Below are 15,933 nucleotides of genomic sequence, written 5' to 3' on the forward strand. Positions count from 1 at the left end.
CACTGGCTGACGTTCCAAGAACGGCGTGGCAAGGTTCAGATGTGACAGGCGGGGGGTCGGTTCACCAAGGGGGTTCGATGACTTTGCCATTCCGCGGTAAATCTCATGGAAAATCGCATACCGCGCTCACGTGCGTCGTCGTCGCCATGGTGGCAGGGCTGTCCGCCTGCTCCGGCGCGGAGGGCACGGGGAACGCGAGCGGTCCTCCCGCGTCCGGCAGTCGTCCGATGCAGCCGGCGGTGCGCTCGCCCGCCTGCACGGCCACCGCGAAGCTGATCCCGTCGTGCGGCGCGTGGTGGGGCATCGCGCCCGAGGTCTTCACCGGTGCCCCGGTCGAGCAGGCGCTGGCCGGCGCCGAGGCGCGCATGGGGTCGGGCGCCGACGTGGTGCACGTCTACCACCGGGGCGGCGAGCTGTTCCCCACCAGGGCGGAGACCAGGCTGGCCCGCGACCCCGCCAGGCCGCGGCTGCTCATGGTCAACTGGAAGCCGTCGCTCGAGCACACGTGGGCCGAGATCGCGCGCGGTCGGATCGACCGCCGGATCGACCGGCTGGCCGCCCACCTGCGGCGGCACTTCCCCGAGCGGTTCTTCCTCACCGTGCACCACGAGCCCGAGGACGACGTGCGCACCGCGCCGGGCTCGGGCATGCAGGCCGCCGACTACGCGGCCATGTACCGGCACGTCGTGCAGCGGCTGCGCGCCGGGGGAGTGCGCAACGCGGTCATGGTCATGACGTACATGGGGGTGCCCAACTGGTCGTCGGAGCGCTGGTTCGAGGAGCTCTACCCCGGCGACGACGTGGTCGACTGGGTGGCGATGGACCCGTACGCCGACGACCGGGTGCGCGACTTCGACGGGCTCGTGAACAAGACCCGCGCGGAGTTCCCGCAGTGGCCCGGCTTCTATCGGTGGACGCAGGCGCGGTTCCCCGGCAAGCCCGTCATGGTGGCCGAGTGGGGGGTGTTCGAACGGCCCCACGACCGCTCGTTCAAGCGCCGGTTCTACGAGTCCGTGAGCCGGCAGGTGCAGCGGTATCCGCAGATCAAGGCGCTGCTCTACTTCGACTCGCCGCACGCGCCCAGGGGCGACACGACGTTCGACTCCGACCCGGGCGCCGACCGCTCGTTCGGCGAGCTGGCCCGCGACCCGTACTTCCGCGCGACTCCCGTCCCGAGCCCCTGACGGCGGCTACGGCCGCGCCCGGGCCGGCACCTGGGGCGCCGGGTCGGCGACCGCGCGGCGGGCGGCCGCGCGCCGCCGCAGCAGCGCACCCGCGACGATGACCACGACGGCCGCGACGAGCGCGCAGACGGTGACGACGTCGCCGGCGTCGAGCAGCTTCAGTGCCGAGGCGAGCAGGACGACCGCCAGCATGGCCCTGATGAGGCCGCCGGGGGCGCGCGAGGAGATCCGCGCGCCGAGGTAGACGCCCGGGATCGAGCCGATCAGCAGCGAGACGGTCAGGTCGAGCTGGAAGTCGCCGAACAGCACGTGGCCGAGCGCGGCGGCGGCGACGAGCGGCACCGCCTGCACCAGGTCGGTGCCGACGAGCTGGTTGGCCTTGAGCGTCGGATACAGCACGAGCAGGGCCACGATGATGAGCGAACCCGAGCCGACGGAGGACACACCGACCACCAGCCCACCGACCATACCGACCAGTACGGTAGGAATCGGGCGCACGACGATCTCGTGCGCGCTCGACGTGCCGCCCCGTCCGGCGAACCAGCTCTTGAGCGCCATGCCGGCGACCGCCAGCAGCAGGGCCACGCCGAGGGCGTACTTCACCGCGTCGGTGACCGCGAACGCGCGGGCCAGGAACACCCCGCAGAAGGCCGTCGGCACCGACCCCGCGGCCAGCCAGCCGACCAGGTGCAGGTTGACCGTGCCGCGGCGCAGGTGGACGACGCTGCCGACCGGCTTCATCACCGCCGAGGCGACCAGGTCGCTGGAGACGGCGGCCAGCGGCGGCACGTTGAAGAACAGCATCATCATCGGGGTCATCAACGCCCCGCCGCCCATGCCCGTCAGCCCCACCACGACGGCGACGACGAACGAGCCGGCGATCAACGGCAGGTCGATCACCGAACCCATCCTCCCGACCGCAGCGTGTCGAGCACCCGGGAGACGGCCGCCTCGATCGAGATGTGCGTGGTGTCGATCACCAGGTCGGCGTCGTCGGGTTCCTCGTACGGGTCGGAGATGCCGGTGAACTCGGGGATGAGTCCGGCCCGCGCCTTGGCGTACAGGCCCTTGCGGTCGCGCCGCTCGCACTCCTCCAGCGGCGTGGCGACGTGCACCAGCAGGAAGTCGCCGCCGAGGGACTCGACCATCTCGCGCACCTCCGCGCGGGTGGCCGCGTAGGGGGCGATCGGCGCGCAGACGGCCAGGCCACCGTGCCGGGCCGCCTCGGCGGCGACGAAGCCGATGCGGCGGATGTTCAGGTCGCGGTCGGCCTTGGAGAAGGTCAGGCCCTTGGACAGCAGGTGGCGCACCACGTCGCCGTCGAGGTAGGTCACCGTACGGGTGCCGAGCTCCAGCAGCGCGTCGCGCAGGCCGCGGGCGATCGTCGACTTGCCCGACCCCGACAGGCCGGTGAAGAAGACGACGAGGCCGCGGCGGTGCGGAGGCCCGGGGATGCGCACGGGGTCGGGGCCGGCCAGGTGCTCGGTGGCTCCGTAGGTGGTGGCGACGTGCTCGCGCAGCTCCAGGTCGATCTCGGGCTCGTCGCGCGGCGCCAGCGGCACGGGGACGACGAGGGTGCCCTCGGGCAGCTGCTCCTTGGCACGCAGCGCGGCGCGGACGACCGCGGGGCCTGCCTCGCCGTACGCGAGGGGGAGCAGCAGGACGACCGCGTCGAGCTCCTTCGCGGTGGCGACCACCTCGGTCAGGTCGTCGAGCGGCCCGCGCATGGTGACCGCCAGCGCCGGCCGTCCGCCGAGCTCCTCCTTGACCTCGGCGGGGGTACGCCGCAGGCGGGCGAACGGCCCGTGCTCGGGCGTGCCGAGGGCCTGGACCGGCCCGGAGACGAGCCCGTCGGGCTCGCGGGCGGTCACGGTGAGGGTGGCCAGCGGCAGGCCCTCGGGGTCGAGCAGGGTGACCTCGTCGCCCGGCGCGACGTCGAGGTCGGACGGCAGGTGCAGGGCGACGGGAGCCGGCCACGGGGTGCCGTCGGCGAGCGTGCCGCGTTCGTGCACCGCGTGGAGGTCGTCGTGGCCGAGGAACCCGGTCAGCGGCTCGAAGGCGCCGGAGAGCAGCAACTCGAGGTCGGCCAGTTCGTGCTGCTCGGGGGTCCACTCCACGATTCCTGCATCCCAACTATTCCGATTAAGTAGGTAGGAAAGGAGCTTACCCGGTGAATCCAGTGTTTCACTAGATGAGCCGGGCGAAGTGATGCTGCGGTTTCCTGACCACCATCGTGATCTCGTCGTGCGTGGCGGGGTAGCGGCCGTTGGTCAGCCTGGCCACCGTCGCCACGGCCGCCGCTCCGATCGTACGCGCGCGAGCCGGGCCGCTCGAAGTGCGCTCATCATCGATGATCATGAGACCGCGGCTGAGGCAGAACGCGTGCAGCCCGTCGCTGGAGGCGAGCGGCCCGTAGACGGTGGGCAGCGGGCCCGGCGCCGGCTGCGGCACGAGCGCCCGCCAGAGCGCGCGGCGCAGGAACGGCGGCGTCAGCCGGTCGAGCAGGCCGTAGGCCGACCTGCGGTCGCGTACGCGCAGCAGCAGCAGGCCGCCGGGGCGCAGGGACTGCAGCAGCCGGTCGAGCACCAGCTCGGCGTGGCGGACGCGCTCCAGCAGGAACAGCACCTGGACGACGTCGAACGACCTGGGCGGGAGGGACACGTCGCGCAGGTCGCCGAGCGACCAGGTGAGGAGGTCGGCCCGCTCCTCCACCACCTTCCTGATCTCGGGATGGTCCTCGTCGACGCCCGTGGCCCTGGTCTCGACGTGGTCGACGTGGAGTGGTTCGTCGTGGGCGCACCCGGCGACCAGCACCTCCAGCCGCCTCATCGGCCGGCCGGCGCAGTGCTCGCGGAGCCGCTGAGCGAAAATGTCGCCCCTCTGGGCGAGCGATACCTCGTACATGTCACCTACAGTAATCAGTCGCGTTCTGTCGGTAAGGCATTTACCCGGTACACCGCTCCTCGCACAGCCAGACCGAGAGGCGACAGCGGCCGCCCACCCCCCACCTCACAAAGGCCCTCCGCCGCCCTCTTTCCACCCCCGAAGAGGACCTTCGCCGCCCCGGGCGCGTTCGCTCTCACCGGGTCTGTAGCGTCGCGGGCGTGAGTGATGAGGTGTATGTGGGGAACGCCGGGGTGGACGCGGCGCTCGACCGGGGATGGCTGCTCGGTCACTTCAAGCCGCCGGGAGACCCCCGGCACAGCGAGGACGTCGAGATCAAGTGGGGCGTCCACCCGCCGGGCGACGAGCGCGCGCAGTGGGTCAGGGGTGAGGAGCGCACCGCGTTGCTCGTCCTGATCAACGGCAGGTTCCGGGTCCAGCTGCCCGGACGCGACGTGCTCCTGTCCGAGCCGGGCGACTACGTGGTGTGGGGCAAGGGCGTCGACCACTCGTGGCGGGCCGAGGACTGGTCGACCGTCCTCACCGTGCGCTGGCCCTCCGTACCCGGATACCGCGTCCCCGACCCCGACGTTCAGTCCTGAGGAAAGGCGGGTCCGCACGGCCGTCAAGGGGCACCGGGCGGCGAGTACGCTGGGACCAGACCCCCGCGACCTGACCCGGCCGGGGGTAGTCGTGTTGCCGTCGTGGGGCTGTGGGCGTATCTGATGAGTCTTTCCGGGCTACTTGACCTTGTTCGCGCCGACCCGAAGCTGACCGCCGCTCTCGAAGAGGGCGGTGACGTCGCGCTCGTCGCGCCGTCCGCGCTGCGGCCGTTCGGTGTGGCCGCGCTGGCCGCGCACGACCAGCGCACCGTGCTCGCGGTGACCTCGACGGCGCGCGAGGCGGAAGATCTGGCCGCCGCGCTGAGCAGCCTGCTCGAGCCCAGTTCCGTCGCGGTGTTCCCGGCCTGGGAGACGCTGCCGCACGAGCGGCTCTCGCCGCGCAGCGACACGGTGGGGCAGCGGCTGGCGGTGCTGCGGCGCCTCGCGCACCCGGTCAAGGGCGATACGGCCGCGGGCCCGCTCAGCGTGATCGTGACGCCTGTGCGGGCGCTGCTGCAGCCGATCGTCAAGGGCCTCGGCGACCTCGAGCCCATCAGGCTGCGCGCCGGTGACGAGGCCGACCTCGACGAGGTGGTCAAGAAGCTGGTCGACAACGGCTACCACCGGGTCGACATGGTGGAGAAGCGTGGCGAGGTGGCCGTGCGCGGCGGGCTGCTCGACGTGTTCCCGCCCACCGAGGAGCACCCGCTGCGGCTGGAGTTCTGGGGCGACACGGTCGAGGAGATCCGCTGGTTCAAGGTGGCCGACCAGCGCTCGCTGGAGGCGGCAGAGGACGGCCTGTTCGCGCCGCCGTGCCGCGAGCTGCTGCTCACCGAGGAGGTGCGCGGCCGGGCGCGGGAGCTCGCCGAGCAGTACCCGGCGCTGGCCGAGGTGCTCGACCAGCTGGCCGAGGGCATCCCTGTCGAGGGCATGGAGGCGTTCGCGCCCGTGCTGGCCGGCGAGATGGACCTGCTGATCGACCACCTGCCCGCCAGGTCGGCCGTGTTCGTGTGCGACCCCGAGCGCATCAGGGGCCGCGCGGAGGAGCTCGTACGCACCTCGCAGGAGTTCCTGGAGGCCTCCTGGATCAACGCCGCGGCCGGCGGCGAGGCCCCGATCGACCTCGGGGCGGCGGCGTTCCGCACGCTGGAGGAGATCCGCGACCACGCCGACGCGCTCGGGCAGCCCTGGTGGACGATGGCGCCGTTCGGCGGCGGGGTGGAGCTCGACGCGGGCGACTCCGAGGCCTACCGCGGCGACACGGCGCGGGCGCTGGCCGACATCAAGACCTGGCTGGCAGAGGAGAAGGCGGTCGTGCTGCTCAGCGAGGGCCACGGCCCGGCCGAGCGCATGGTCGAGGTGCTCAAGGGCGTCGACGTGCCCGCCCGCCTGCAGACCTCACTCGACAAGGCGCCGGAGCCGAAGGTCGTGCACATCACGACGGGCCTCATCGAGCACGGCTTCATCACCCCTGGGCTCGCCGTCCTCACCCACCTCGACCTCGTCGGGCAGAAGGCGTCCACCAAGGACATGCGCCGCCTGCCCTCGCGCCGCCGCAACATGGTCGACCCGCTGCAGCTCAAGGTCGGCGACCACGTGGTGCACGAGCAGCACGGAGTCGGCCGCTACGTCGAGATGGTGCAGCGCACGGTGCAGGGCGCCACCCGCGAGTACCTCGTCATCGAGTACGCCAAGGGCGACCGCCTCTACGTGCCCACCGACCAGCTCGACGAGGTGACCAGGTACGTCGGCGGCGAGGCGCCCACGCTCAACCGCATGGGCGGCGCCGACTGGGCCAAGGCCAAGTCGCGGGCCAAGAAGGCGGTCAAGGAGATCGCCGGCGAGCTCATCCGGCTCTACTCCGCCCGCATGGCCTCGCCCGGCCACGCGTTCGGGGCGGACACGCCGTGGCAGCGCGAGATGGAGGACGCCTTCCCGTACGCCGAGACGCCCGACCAGCTGGAGGCCATCGACGAGGTCAAGCGCGACATGGAGCGCAGCGTCCCGATGGACCGCCTGATCTGCGGTGACGTCGGTTACGGCAAGACCGAGATCGCGGTGCGGGCGGCGTTCAAGGCGGTCCAGGACGGCAAGCAGGTGGCGCTGCTCGTGCCGACGACGCTGCTGGTGCAGCAGCACCTGTCCACGTTCGCCGAGCGGTTCTCCAGCTTCCCGATCGAGATCAGGCCGGTCTCGCGTTTCCAGACCGACGGCGAGGTCAAGGGCACCCTCGACGGGCTGCGTACGGGCGCCGTCGACGTGGTGATCGGCACCCACCGGCTGCTCAGCCCCGAGGTCAGGTTCAAGGACCTCGGGCTGATCATCGTCGACGAGGAGCAGCGGTTCGGCGTCGAGCACAAGGAGGCCATGAAGCACCTGCGCACACAGGTCGACGTGCTGGCCATGTCGGCCACGCCGATCCCGCGCACGCTGGAGATGGGCCTCACGGGCATCCGCGAGATGTCCACGATCCTGACGCCGCCGGAGGAGCGCCACCCGATCCTGACGTTCGTGGGGCCGTACGACGAGAAGCAGATCGCGGCGGCGATCCGGCGCGAGCTGATGCGCGACGGGCAGATCTTCTTCGTGCACAACCGGGTGGCCTCGATCAACCGGGTCGCCGCGCGGCTGCACGAGCTGGTGCCCGAGGCGCGCATCGCGGTGGCCCACGGGCAGATGAACGAGCACCAGCTCGAGAAGATCATGGTGGGCTTCTGGGAGCGCGAGTACGACCTGCTCGTCTCCACCACGATCGTCGAGTCGGGGCTCGACGTGCCCAACGCCAACACGCTGATCGTCGACCGCGCGGACAACTACGGCCTGTCGCAGCTCCACCAGCTGCGCGGCCGGGTCGGGCGAGGCAGGGAGCGCGGGTACGCGTACTTCCTGTACCCGCCGGAGAAGCCGCTCACCGAGACCGCGCACGAGCGGCTGGCCACCATCTCGCAGCACACCGAGATGGGCGCCGGCATGTACGTCGCCATGAAGGACCTCGAGATCCGTGGCGCGGGCAACGTCCTCGGCGCCGAGCAGTCCGGCTTCATCGCGGGTGTCGGCTTCGACCTGTACGTCCGGCTGATGGCCGAGGCCGTGCAGGAGCAGCGGGCCAAGCTGTCCGGCCAGGAGGCGCCGGAGGAGCAGGCCGACGTCAAGGTGGAGCTGCCCATCAACGCGCACATCCCGCACGACTACGTCACCTCGGAGCGGCTGCGGCTGGAGGCGTACAAGCGGATCGCGGCCATTCTCACGCCGGCCGACATCGGCGAGGTGCGCGACGAGCTGACCGACCGCTACGGCAGGCCGCCGGTCGAGGTCGACAACCTGCTGGAGGTCGCGCGGTTCCGCATCAAGGCGCGCACGGCCGGGCTCACCGACGTCACGCTGCAGGGACAGAACATCAAGTTCGGCCCGGCGAGGCTCAAGGAGTCGCAGCAGGTCAGACTCGACCGGCTGTACAAGAAGGCGGTATACAAGCAGGCGGCCGAGACGCTGCTGGTGCCGGTGCCCAAGACGAAGCCCCTGGGTGGCCAGCCTCTACGCGATCTCGACCTGCTCAAATGGTGCGGCGACCTGGTCGAGGCCATGTTTCTCGAACCTGCCCGGGTAAGCTAGCGGCGGGTTTCGGTCGGAAAGGGACATACGTGAAGTCGATTCGAGTGGCTGCGGCCGTCGCCACGGCGGCCATGGCACTGACCGCCTGCTCCTCGCCCACGCACGCCGGAGCCGCGGCCGTGGTCGGGAGCCAGCGCATCTCCACGAGTGAGCTGAACAAGGACACGCAGGACTACCTCGCGGCGCTGAAGAAGGCCAACCTGGACGAGTCGCAGCTCGGCATCCCGGCGACCCAGATCGTGCTGCAGCGCCTGGTCAACGTGGCCGTTTCCGACCAGATCCTGGAGCGCAACCACGTCCAGGTGACCGAGGGCGAGATCGACGCCGCGCTCAAGGACCCGGGGCAGTTCCAGTCTCCCGAGATCAACCTGCTCTCCCAGGGCGTCGCGCCCGACGACGCCCGCGCCTACGGCCGAGCGATCGCCGGCCTGACCAAGCTGCAGCAGCAGTTCGGCGGCGAGGCGGGGTCGCAGCGCCTCGCCCAGGAGTTCAACTCCGTCAAGCCGGTCATCAACCCCCGGTACGGCGTCCAGAACCCCCAGCGCTCGCAGGAGAACCCGGGGATCTTCGTCGACGCCGGCCGCTTCGGCAAGCTCACCGCGCAGGCAGCGACGCAGGGCTGACCGGTGCCGCTGATCGTCGTCACCACCTCGCCCAGGGTCGCGCCGGGGCTGCTGAGCCACCAGGCGTGGCAGGCCCTGCGCTCCGGGCCGGTCCGCACCGCCTCAGCCGCGCATCGCCAGCTGCCGTACCTGGCCGACGCCGGCATTTCGGTCGAGGTGGTCGAGCCCGACCCGCCCGCGCTGGCCGGGCTCGCGGTCACCGAGACCGTCGTGTGGCTGGCCTCCGAGTCCGAGGCCGACGACGAGGCGTTCATGCGGGCGGTGGGGCACGCCGCGCTCGCGCTCGACGAGCCGCCGTTGATCGAGGTCGTGCCCGGTTCGTACGACCCGCAGGGCGCGCGGCTGCTCGACCTCGTCACCGTGATGGACCGGCTGCGCACCGAGTGCCCTTGGGACCGTAAGCAGACGCACGAGTCGCTGGTCCCGTACCTGCTCGAAGAGGCGTACGAGGTGCTGGAGACGATCGAGGGCGGCGACCGGGCGGCGCTCCGCGAGGAGCTCGGCGACCTGCTGCTCCAGGTGGTCTTCCACGCGCGGGTGGCCGACGACTTCGACATCGACGACGTGGCTGCCGGCATCGTCGACAAGCTCGTCCGCCGCCACCCTCACGTGTTCGGCTCCGTACGGGCCGAGAGCGCCGACGAGGTCAGCGACAACTGGGACGCCATCAAGGCGGCCGAGCGGGCGGCCAAGGGCCGCGACGAGTCGGTGCTGGAGGGCGTGCCGATGGGGCAGCCGGCGCTGTCGCTGGCGGCCCAGCTGCTGCGCAGGGCCGAACGGGCCGGGGCGCCCGAGTCGCTGGCGACCGCGGTGGGCCAGGGCGTCGCGCGCGAGCTGTTCGACCTCGTACGCCGGGCCGCCGAGGGCGGGCTCGACGCCGAGGCGGAGCTGCGGGCCGCGGCGCGGGCGTACCGGGACCGCGTACGGGCGTGGGAGTCGTCGGCCGAGTAAGGGCGCGGGGACGCCGCCTGACCTGTGCTGTCACTCGCTCGCAGATCGGGCGACGGCTACCGATAGGCTCTGTAGGCATATTTGCCTGTTCGGATTTAGGAGCTCATCCCGTGGCTACCATCGAGGTCGTATACGCCCGCGAGATCCTCGACTCCCGGGGCAATCCCACGGTCGAGGTCGAGGTCGTGCTCGACGACGGCAGCAGTGGCCGGGCGGCCGTGCCGAGCGGCGCGTCCACCGGCCAGTTCGAGGCCGTCGAGCTGCGTGACGGCGGCAAGCGTTACGGCGGCAAGGGCGTGGAGAACGCCGTCCTCGCCGTCACCGACGAGATCTTCGACGAGATCAACGGCATCGAGGCCGAGGACCAGCGGATCATCGACCAGACCATGATCGACCTCGACGGCACGCCCAACAAGTCGAAGCTCGGCGCCAACGCCATTCTGGGCGTCTCGCTGGCCGTGGCCAAGGCCGCCGCCGACAGCGCCGACCTGCCGCTGTTCCGCTACCTCGGCGGGCCTAACGCCCACGTGCTGCCCGTGCCGATGATGAACATCCTCAACGGCGGCGCCCACGCCGACACCAACGTCGACATCCAGGAGTTCATGATCGCGCCGATCGGGGCGGAGACGTTCCGCGAGGCCGTGCGCATGGGCACCGAGGTCTACCACGCGCTCAAGAGCGTGCTCAAGGAGAAGGGCTACGCCACGGGCCTGGGCGACGAGGGCGGCTTCGCGCCCAACCTGCCGTCCAACCGCGACGCGCTCGACCTCATCCTCGTCGCCATCGAGCGGGCCGGCTACGTGCCGGGCGAGGACATCGCGCTCGCGCTCGACGTCGCCGCCTCCGAGTTCCACAAGGACGGCGTCTACACCATCGACGGCAAGGGCCTGTCGGCGCAGGAGCTCATCGCGTTCTACGAGGACCTGGTCGCCAACTACCCGCTGGTCTCCATCGAGGACCCGCTCGACGAGGAGGACTGGGAGGGCTGGAAGGCCATCACCGCCTCGCTCGGCGCCAAGGTGCAGCTCGTCGGCGACGACCTGTTCGTCACCAACCCCGAGCGGCTGGAGCGCGGCATCAAGGACGGCGCGGCCAACGCGCTGCTGGTCAAGGTCAACCAGATCGGCACGCTGACCGAGACGCTCGACGCCGTCGACCTGGCCCACCGCAGCGGCTACCGGTGCATGATGAGCCACCGTTCCGGCGAGACCGAGGACACGACGATCGCCGACCTCGCGGTGGCGGTCAACTGCGGCCAGATCAAGACCGGCGCCCCGGCCCGTTCCGACCGGGTGGCGAAGTACAACCAGTTGCTGCGCATCGAGGAGCTTCTGGACGACGCCGCCCGTTACGCGGGTCGCGCCGCGTTCCCGCGCTTCCAGCGCTAGTTTCGACTACGTCCCACTCCATGGTGACGGCGCCCCGTGCGAGGGAGCTGCCGTCACCTGGAGGAGCGTAGGGAGCGAAGCGACCGGAGCGGGGGAAGGTGACGGCATTCAGGAGCGACCGAGCCGGCCTCGCGGAGCGAGGCCGGGTGAACGCTGTCTCGCGGTGCGAGGGGAGCGGTGAGGGCCGATGACGACCAAGAAGCCGCAGCTCACCGGCCGGGCCGCCATTCTGGCCGTCGTGGTCTGCGCGATCGCGATGAGCCTCGCCTATCCGGTGCGTGAATACATCAGCCTGCGCCGGAGCATCGCGGAGTTGCGGGCGGAGAAAGCCAGGGTGGAGGCCGAGCGGCAGGCGCTGCTGGCCCGCGACCGGCAGAGCGACGACCCCAACTGGATCAAGAAGACGGCCAAGGAACGGCTGCACTTCTGCGGTCCTGGCGAGAAGTGTTACGTGGTGATGGAGTCCGACCGCACGCAGCAGCACGCGGCCGAGAAGCAGCAGGCGGCGGCGCCGCCGTGGTATCAGACGCTCTGGGACTCGGTGGAGGCCGCCGACAGGGGCACCGGGCGCAGGGCGGTCACCGGGAAGGAAACCGTTGGACAGTAAAGACGCCGAGATCGTGCAGCGGCAGCTCGGCCGCCCGCCGAGGGGGTTGCGCGGCGTGGCCCACCGCTGCCCGTGCGGCAACCCCGACGTGGTGGAGACCGCGCCGCGGCTGCCTGACGGCTCGCCCTTCCCGACGCTGTTCTACCTGACGTGCCCGAAGGCGGCCTCGGCCATCGGCACGCTGGAGGGTTCGGGGCTGATGCGCGAGATGCAGGCGCGGCTGGCCACCGACCCCGACCTCGCGGCCGCGTACCGCGCGGCTCATGACGACTACGTCGCCCGGCGCGACAAGGCCGCCGAGGAGTCGGGCGTGGCGCCGCTGCCGCGCGACATGCAGAGCACGGGGGGCATGCCGGAGCGGGTCAAGTGCCTGCACGCGCTCGTCGCGCACGAGCTGGCGGTGCCCGGCGCCAACCCGATCGGCAGGGAGGCGCTCGACGCCCTCCCCGAGTGGTGGAGTGACGGACCATGCGCGTAGCCGCCATCGACTGCGGCACCAATTCCGTACGGTTGCTGGTCGCCGACGTACGCGACAACGAGATCGTCGACGTCGAGCGGCGGATGGAGATCGTCCGGCTGGGTGAGGGCGTCGACCGCACCGGCAGGCTGGCTTCCGACGCGCTGGAGCGTACGTTCGCGGCGATGCGCTCCTACCAGGAGCTCATCGAGCGGCACGGCGCGGTGGCGACGCGGGTGGTGGCCACGAGCGCGACCCGTGACGCGGCCAACCGCGACGAGTTCGTCGCGGGGGTGCGCGGCATCTTCGGGGTCGAGCCGGAGGTGGTGTCCGGGTCGGAAGAGGCCGAGCTGTCGTTCACGGGGGCGACGAAGGGCCTGCTGCGGCTGTCGCCGGAGACCGAGCGGCCGGAGGGTCCGCTGCCGCCGTTCCTGGTGGTGGACATCGGCGGCGGGTCGACGGAGTTCGTGGTCGGCGCCGAGCACGCCGAGGCGGCGCTGTCGGTCGACATCGGCTGCGTCCGTCTGACCGAGCGGCATCTGCGCGACGCGGGCGACCCGCCGTCGGCGGTCGCCCTGGAGGCGGTGGTGGCCGACATCGAGGCCGCGCTCGACCGCGTCGAGGCGGCGGTTCCGGTACGGAAGGCGCACACGCTGGTGGGCCTCGCGGGTTCGGTCACGACGGTCGCGGGCATCGCGCTCGACCTGCCGGAGTACGACTCGGCGCGGATCCACCACTCGCGCGTCTCGGCGGAGCAGGTGCACGAGGTGACCCGGCGGCTGCTGGCGATGACGCACGGTGAGCGGGCCGAGGTGCCGGTGATGCACCCGGGGAGAGTGGACGTGATCGGCGTCGGCTCGCTGATCCTCGACCGCATCGTCCGCCGGTTCGGATTTTCGCAGGTCGTCGTGAGTGAACACGACATTCTTGACGGAATCGCGTGGTCTATAACTCGATAATAGGAAATATCCGGACAAACCTCCTCTGAGGATCCGTGTTGAGCGGGTAACCATTAATGTGATTAGGTGAAGATGCATTACGGGGGCTTTGTCATATCGCTGTGCGCAGAAGGCGCCGGCGTGGCGACCGTTCCCGAGCGCGTCTCTTCCCCCACGGAATGGAGCACTCTCACATGGTTTCCGCTGCGTTAGTACGTAGGGCCGCCGCTTTCAGCGCGTCGGCCGCAGTGCTCGCAACCCTGTCCGCAGGCCTCGTAGCCGGTCCCGCCAGCGCGGCGACCGGCAAGGCGCCCAAGGTCACGGCCTCCACGCCGGCGGCCGCGCCCGCGGACTTCGAAGGCAGCTGCCCGGCCACGGTCAACTTCTCGTCGACCATCAAGGTGCCGGTCAAGGGCAAGACCGTGCTGGCCTACCGCTGGCTGCACGGTGACGGGTCCAAGAGCAAGGTCCAGACGGTCAAGCTCACGGGCAAGGGCGTCAAGTCGGTGAAGGTCAAGCAGGCCATCACCTTCAAGGACGACGTCAAGGGCTGGGAGGCCATCCAGGTCCTCGCCCCGGTGAAGTTCACCTCGAAGAAGGGCAGCTTCTCGGTCGACTGCAAGACGCCCGTGAAGCCCCGTACGCACCTCGACGTGAACGTCAAGGCCCGCGCCTGGGCGACCCCGAGCTCGTACACCGGCTACTGCACCCCCAGCACCAAGATCGGCTTCGTCGGCCTCATCCAGACGAACCGTCCGGCGCTGGTGCGGTACCGCTGGCTGCTCAACGGCCACGTGGCCGACTACGGCACGGTGAAGGTCCGCGACTCCCGCAAGGTGGGCTTCGCCTTCACGCCGCGTCACAGCGAGCGTGGCTGGGCGCAGCTGCAGGTCCTGGGCTCGAACGGCACGTACTCCAACCGGGCCGGCTACAAGGTCTCGTGCAAGAGCTACGAGGCTCCCTCCACCGACGTGGACGCCTCGATCTCGGTGACGAGCGGCAGTGACTGCACCGTTCGCTCCACCGGCTCGGCCCGGACGAGCGGCCCCGGCCGCGTCGGCTACACCTGGTACGTGAACGGCACCCAGGTGTCCAGCGGCCAGACGTACGCTCCCCGTGGTCGTAGCACGGTCAGCATCCCGGGGTTCTCCACCAAGGTGACGGGCAACGCCGTCAAGGGCGGTGTCGTGACGCTGTCGGTGACGACCGCGCACGGCAGTGACACCGCGAGCGAGCGTTACGCCCCCTGCGGTGTGACGACCCAGAGCGAGGTGCCCGACACGTCGAAGACGATCGGCTCGCACGTCATCGGCTGACCATCGCGACAGTTGATCGCTTGAGCATGTGAGCTCGGGCAGGACCGGGTGTGGCCTTCTGGCCGCACCCGGTTCTCTTTTGATTGCACTACTGCGCTTAGCGCAGTAGTGTGCTTCGCGTGGACGGTAGTCAGCTGCTCAAGGGTGTGCTGGATCTCGCCGTGCTGGCCGTGCTCAAGGAGCGCGACGGCTACGGCTACGACGTGGTGCGCAGGTTGAGGGAGGCCGGTCTCGAGGAGGTCGGCGACGCCTCCGTCTACGGCACGCTCCGCCGCCTGTACAAGGCGGGTGCGCTGACCTCCTACGTGGTGGCCTCCGACGAGGGGCCGCATCGCAAGTACTACGGGCTCAACGATGTCGGCCGCAGCATGTACGCCTCCTCGGCCACGACCTGGGCCGCCTTCTCGGCCACCATGGCATCCCTGCTCAAGGAGACAGAATGACCCCCGACCAGTACGCACGTGCCGTACGCGACGCCCTGGCGGACCATCCCGACCGGGAGGAGCTGCTGGAGGACCTCGACGACCACCTCGCCGAGATCGCCGCGGAGTCGGACCAGCCGATCGAGGAGCGGCTCGGGCCGCCGCAGGCGTACGCGGAGGAGCTGGCCGCCGCGTACGGGGAGCGCCCGCGACGGGGACGCACGAGCCTGAGGGGGCGGCTCGCGGGGGCGCACGCCCGCTTGATGGCTCAGGCGCCCTACCGTGCCCTTGCGGGCTTCCTGCCGGAGCTCCGGCCCGGGTGGTGGGTGCTGCGCGGCTACCTGCTGGCGACGCTGCTGCTGGTGGTGGCCGGCGACGGCGGGCTCGTCCCAGGCGACGTCGCCGGCTGGGTGGTGGTCGCGGCCCTCGTCCTCGTCTCGGTGTGGTTCGGCAGGCGCACCGCGGGCGGGCGGGTGGGCGGGCGGAGCAGGGGCCGGGTGACGGCGACGGCCGCCCTCGTCGCCAACGGGCTGGCGGTGGTGACCCTCCTGGCGCAGGTCGAGGCGGCCGATTCGGTGTCCGGCCGCACGCAGGTCGCCACCGCCCGTCCCGAGGTCTGGATGCGCAACACCTCGGGCGACGGCGTCTACAACATCAGGCCTTACGCCAAGGACGGCACCCCGCTGACCGGCGTCTACCTGTACGACCAGGACGGCAACCCGCTCATCACCCGCCCGGAGCAGTACGGCTTCACGGTCGACCGCTCGTGCGGGGAGCCGGTGCTCAACCGCTACCCGTTGCCGCTGGTCGATCGGCGCTCCTCCTACGAGGCGCGGACGAGCACGCCCACTCCGCCGACGTGCCCGACACCGACGGCCGAGCCGACGACGTCCGCGACGCCCACCGCGACGGCCACCCCGGCGCCCTCGTCCACCCGGTAGCGGGCGGAT

The 15,933-nt window shown here is 70.9% G+C and carries 15 protein-coding genes; 12 read left to right on the forward strand and 3 right to left on the reverse strand.

Annotation, left to right across the window (positions count from 1 at the left end; translation table 11 throughout):
- Positions 1–146 precede the first annotated feature (146 nt).
- Complete coding sequence (locus BLR04_RS04035) at positions 147–1,184, forward strand: glycoside hydrolase family 26 protein (protein ID WP_090759728.1); 1,038 nt, start codon at positions 147–149, stop codon at positions 1,182–1,184.
- 6 nt (positions 1,185–1,190) lie between these two features.
- On the opposite strand, the gene BLR04_RS04040 is transcribed toward BLR04_RS04035, so the two are convergent.
- The 3 genes from BLR04_RS04040 to BLR04_RS04050 all read right to left on the reverse strand — a co-directional run bounded on the left by BLR04_RS04040 (position 1,191) and on the right by BLR04_RS04050 (position 4,088).
- Positions 1,191–2,093, reverse strand: coding sequence for a sulfite exporter TauE/SafE family protein (locus BLR04_RS04040; protein ID WP_090759729.1), 903 nt, complete (start codon positions 2,091–2,093; stop codon positions 1,191–1,193).
- Positions 2,081–3,301 carry an adenylyl-sulfate kinase gene (gene cysC / locus BLR04_RS04045; protein WP_090759731.1) on the reverse strand — a complete coding sequence of 407 codons (1,221 nt, stop codon included), beginning with the start codon at positions 3,299–3,301 and terminating at the stop codon, positions 2,081–2,083. Before cysC ends, BLR04_RS04040 begins: the two co-directional genes overlap by 13 nt.
- A gap of 70 nt (positions 3,302–3,371) precedes the next feature.
- Positions 3,372–4,088: a methyltransferase domain-containing protein gene (locus tag BLR04_RS04050; protein ID WP_090759733.1), complete on the reverse strand. Its 717-nt coding sequence runs from the start codon at positions 4,086–4,088 to the stop codon at positions 3,372–3,374.
- 200 nt (positions 4,089–4,288) lie between these two features.
- On the opposite strand from BLR04_RS04050, the gene BLR04_RS04055 reads away from it, so the two are divergent.
- The 11 genes from BLR04_RS04055 (at position 4,289) to BLR04_RS04105 (ending at position 15,924) form a co-directional block, all read left to right on the forward strand.
- On the forward strand, positions 4,289–4,669 hold the full coding sequence (locus BLR04_RS04055) for a cupin domain-containing protein (RefSeq protein WP_090759735.1): 381 nt from the start codon (positions 4,289–4,291) through the stop codon (positions 4,667–4,669).
- A 123-nt stretch (positions 4,670–4,792) separates the two neighbouring features.
- The gene (gene mfd, locus BLR04_RS04060) at positions 4,793–8,281 is read left to right on the forward strand and encodes a transcription-repair coupling factor (protein WP_090760700.1); all 3,489 of its coding nucleotides are present in this window, start codon (positions 4,793–4,795) and stop codon (positions 8,279–8,281) included.
- 29 nt (positions 8,282–8,310) lie between these two features.
- The gene (locus tag BLR04_RS04065) at positions 8,311–8,904 is read left to right on the forward strand and encodes a SurA N-terminal domain-containing protein (RefSeq protein WP_176902926.1); all 594 of its coding nucleotides are present in this window, start codon (positions 8,311–8,313) and stop codon (positions 8,902–8,904) included.
- Between the two features lie 3 nt (positions 8,905–8,907).
- Entirely contained in the window at positions 8,908–9,855 is a 948-nt protein-coding gene (locus BLR04_RS04070; protein WP_090759737.1) for a nucleoside triphosphate pyrophosphohydrolase, read from the forward strand.
- A 110-nt stretch (positions 9,856–9,965) separates the two neighbouring features.
- On the forward strand, positions 9,966–11,243 hold the full coding sequence (eno, locus tag BLR04_RS04075) for a phosphopyruvate hydratase (RefSeq protein ID WP_090759740.1): 1,278 nt from the start codon (positions 9,966–9,968) through the stop codon (positions 11,241–11,243).
- A 187-nt stretch (positions 11,244–11,430) separates the two neighbouring features.
- Positions 11,431–11,850, forward strand: coding sequence for an FtsB family cell division protein (locus BLR04_RS04080; RefSeq protein ID WP_090759742.1), 420 nt, complete (start codon positions 11,431–11,433; stop codon positions 11,848–11,850).
- A complete protein-coding gene (locus BLR04_RS04085; RefSeq protein WP_090759744.1) occupies positions 11,840–12,328 on the forward strand; it encodes a DUF501 domain-containing protein in 489 nt (162 codons plus the stop codon). Before BLR04_RS04080 ends, BLR04_RS04085 begins: the two co-directional genes overlap by 11 nt.
- Positions 12,319–13,266 (forward strand): Ppx/GppA phosphatase family protein, encoded by a 948-nt coding sequence (locus BLR04_RS04090; protein WP_090759746.1) that lies wholly within the window; start codon positions 12,319–12,321, stop codon positions 13,264–13,266. The genes BLR04_RS04085 and BLR04_RS04090 overlap by 10 nt, the downstream gene beginning before the upstream one ends.
- Positions 13,267–13,493: 227 nt before the next feature.
- The gene (locus BLR04_RS04095) at positions 13,494–14,561 is read left to right on the forward strand and encodes a hypothetical protein (RefSeq protein WP_090759748.1); all 1,068 of its coding nucleotides are present in this window, start codon (positions 13,494–13,496) and stop codon (positions 14,559–14,561) included.
- 119 nt (positions 14,562–14,680) lie between these two features.
- Positions 14,681–15,004 carry a PadR family transcriptional regulator gene (locus tag BLR04_RS04100; RefSeq protein ID WP_090759750.1) on the forward strand — a complete coding sequence of 108 codons (324 nt, stop codon included), beginning with the start codon at positions 14,681–14,683 and terminating at the stop codon, positions 15,002–15,004.
- Positions 15,001–15,924: an HAAS signaling domain-containing protein gene (locus BLR04_RS04105; RefSeq protein WP_090759752.1), complete on the forward strand. Its 924-nt coding sequence runs from the start codon at positions 15,001–15,003 to the stop codon at positions 15,922–15,924. The genes BLR04_RS04100 and BLR04_RS04105 overlap by 4 nt, the downstream gene beginning before the upstream one ends.
- Positions 15,925–15,933 lie beyond the last annotated feature (9 nt).

The organism is Nonomuraea maritima, assembly GCF_900100395.1.
Lineage (GTDB): Bacteria > Actinomycetota > Actinomycetes > Streptosporangiales > Streptosporangiaceae > Nonomuraea > Nonomuraea maritima.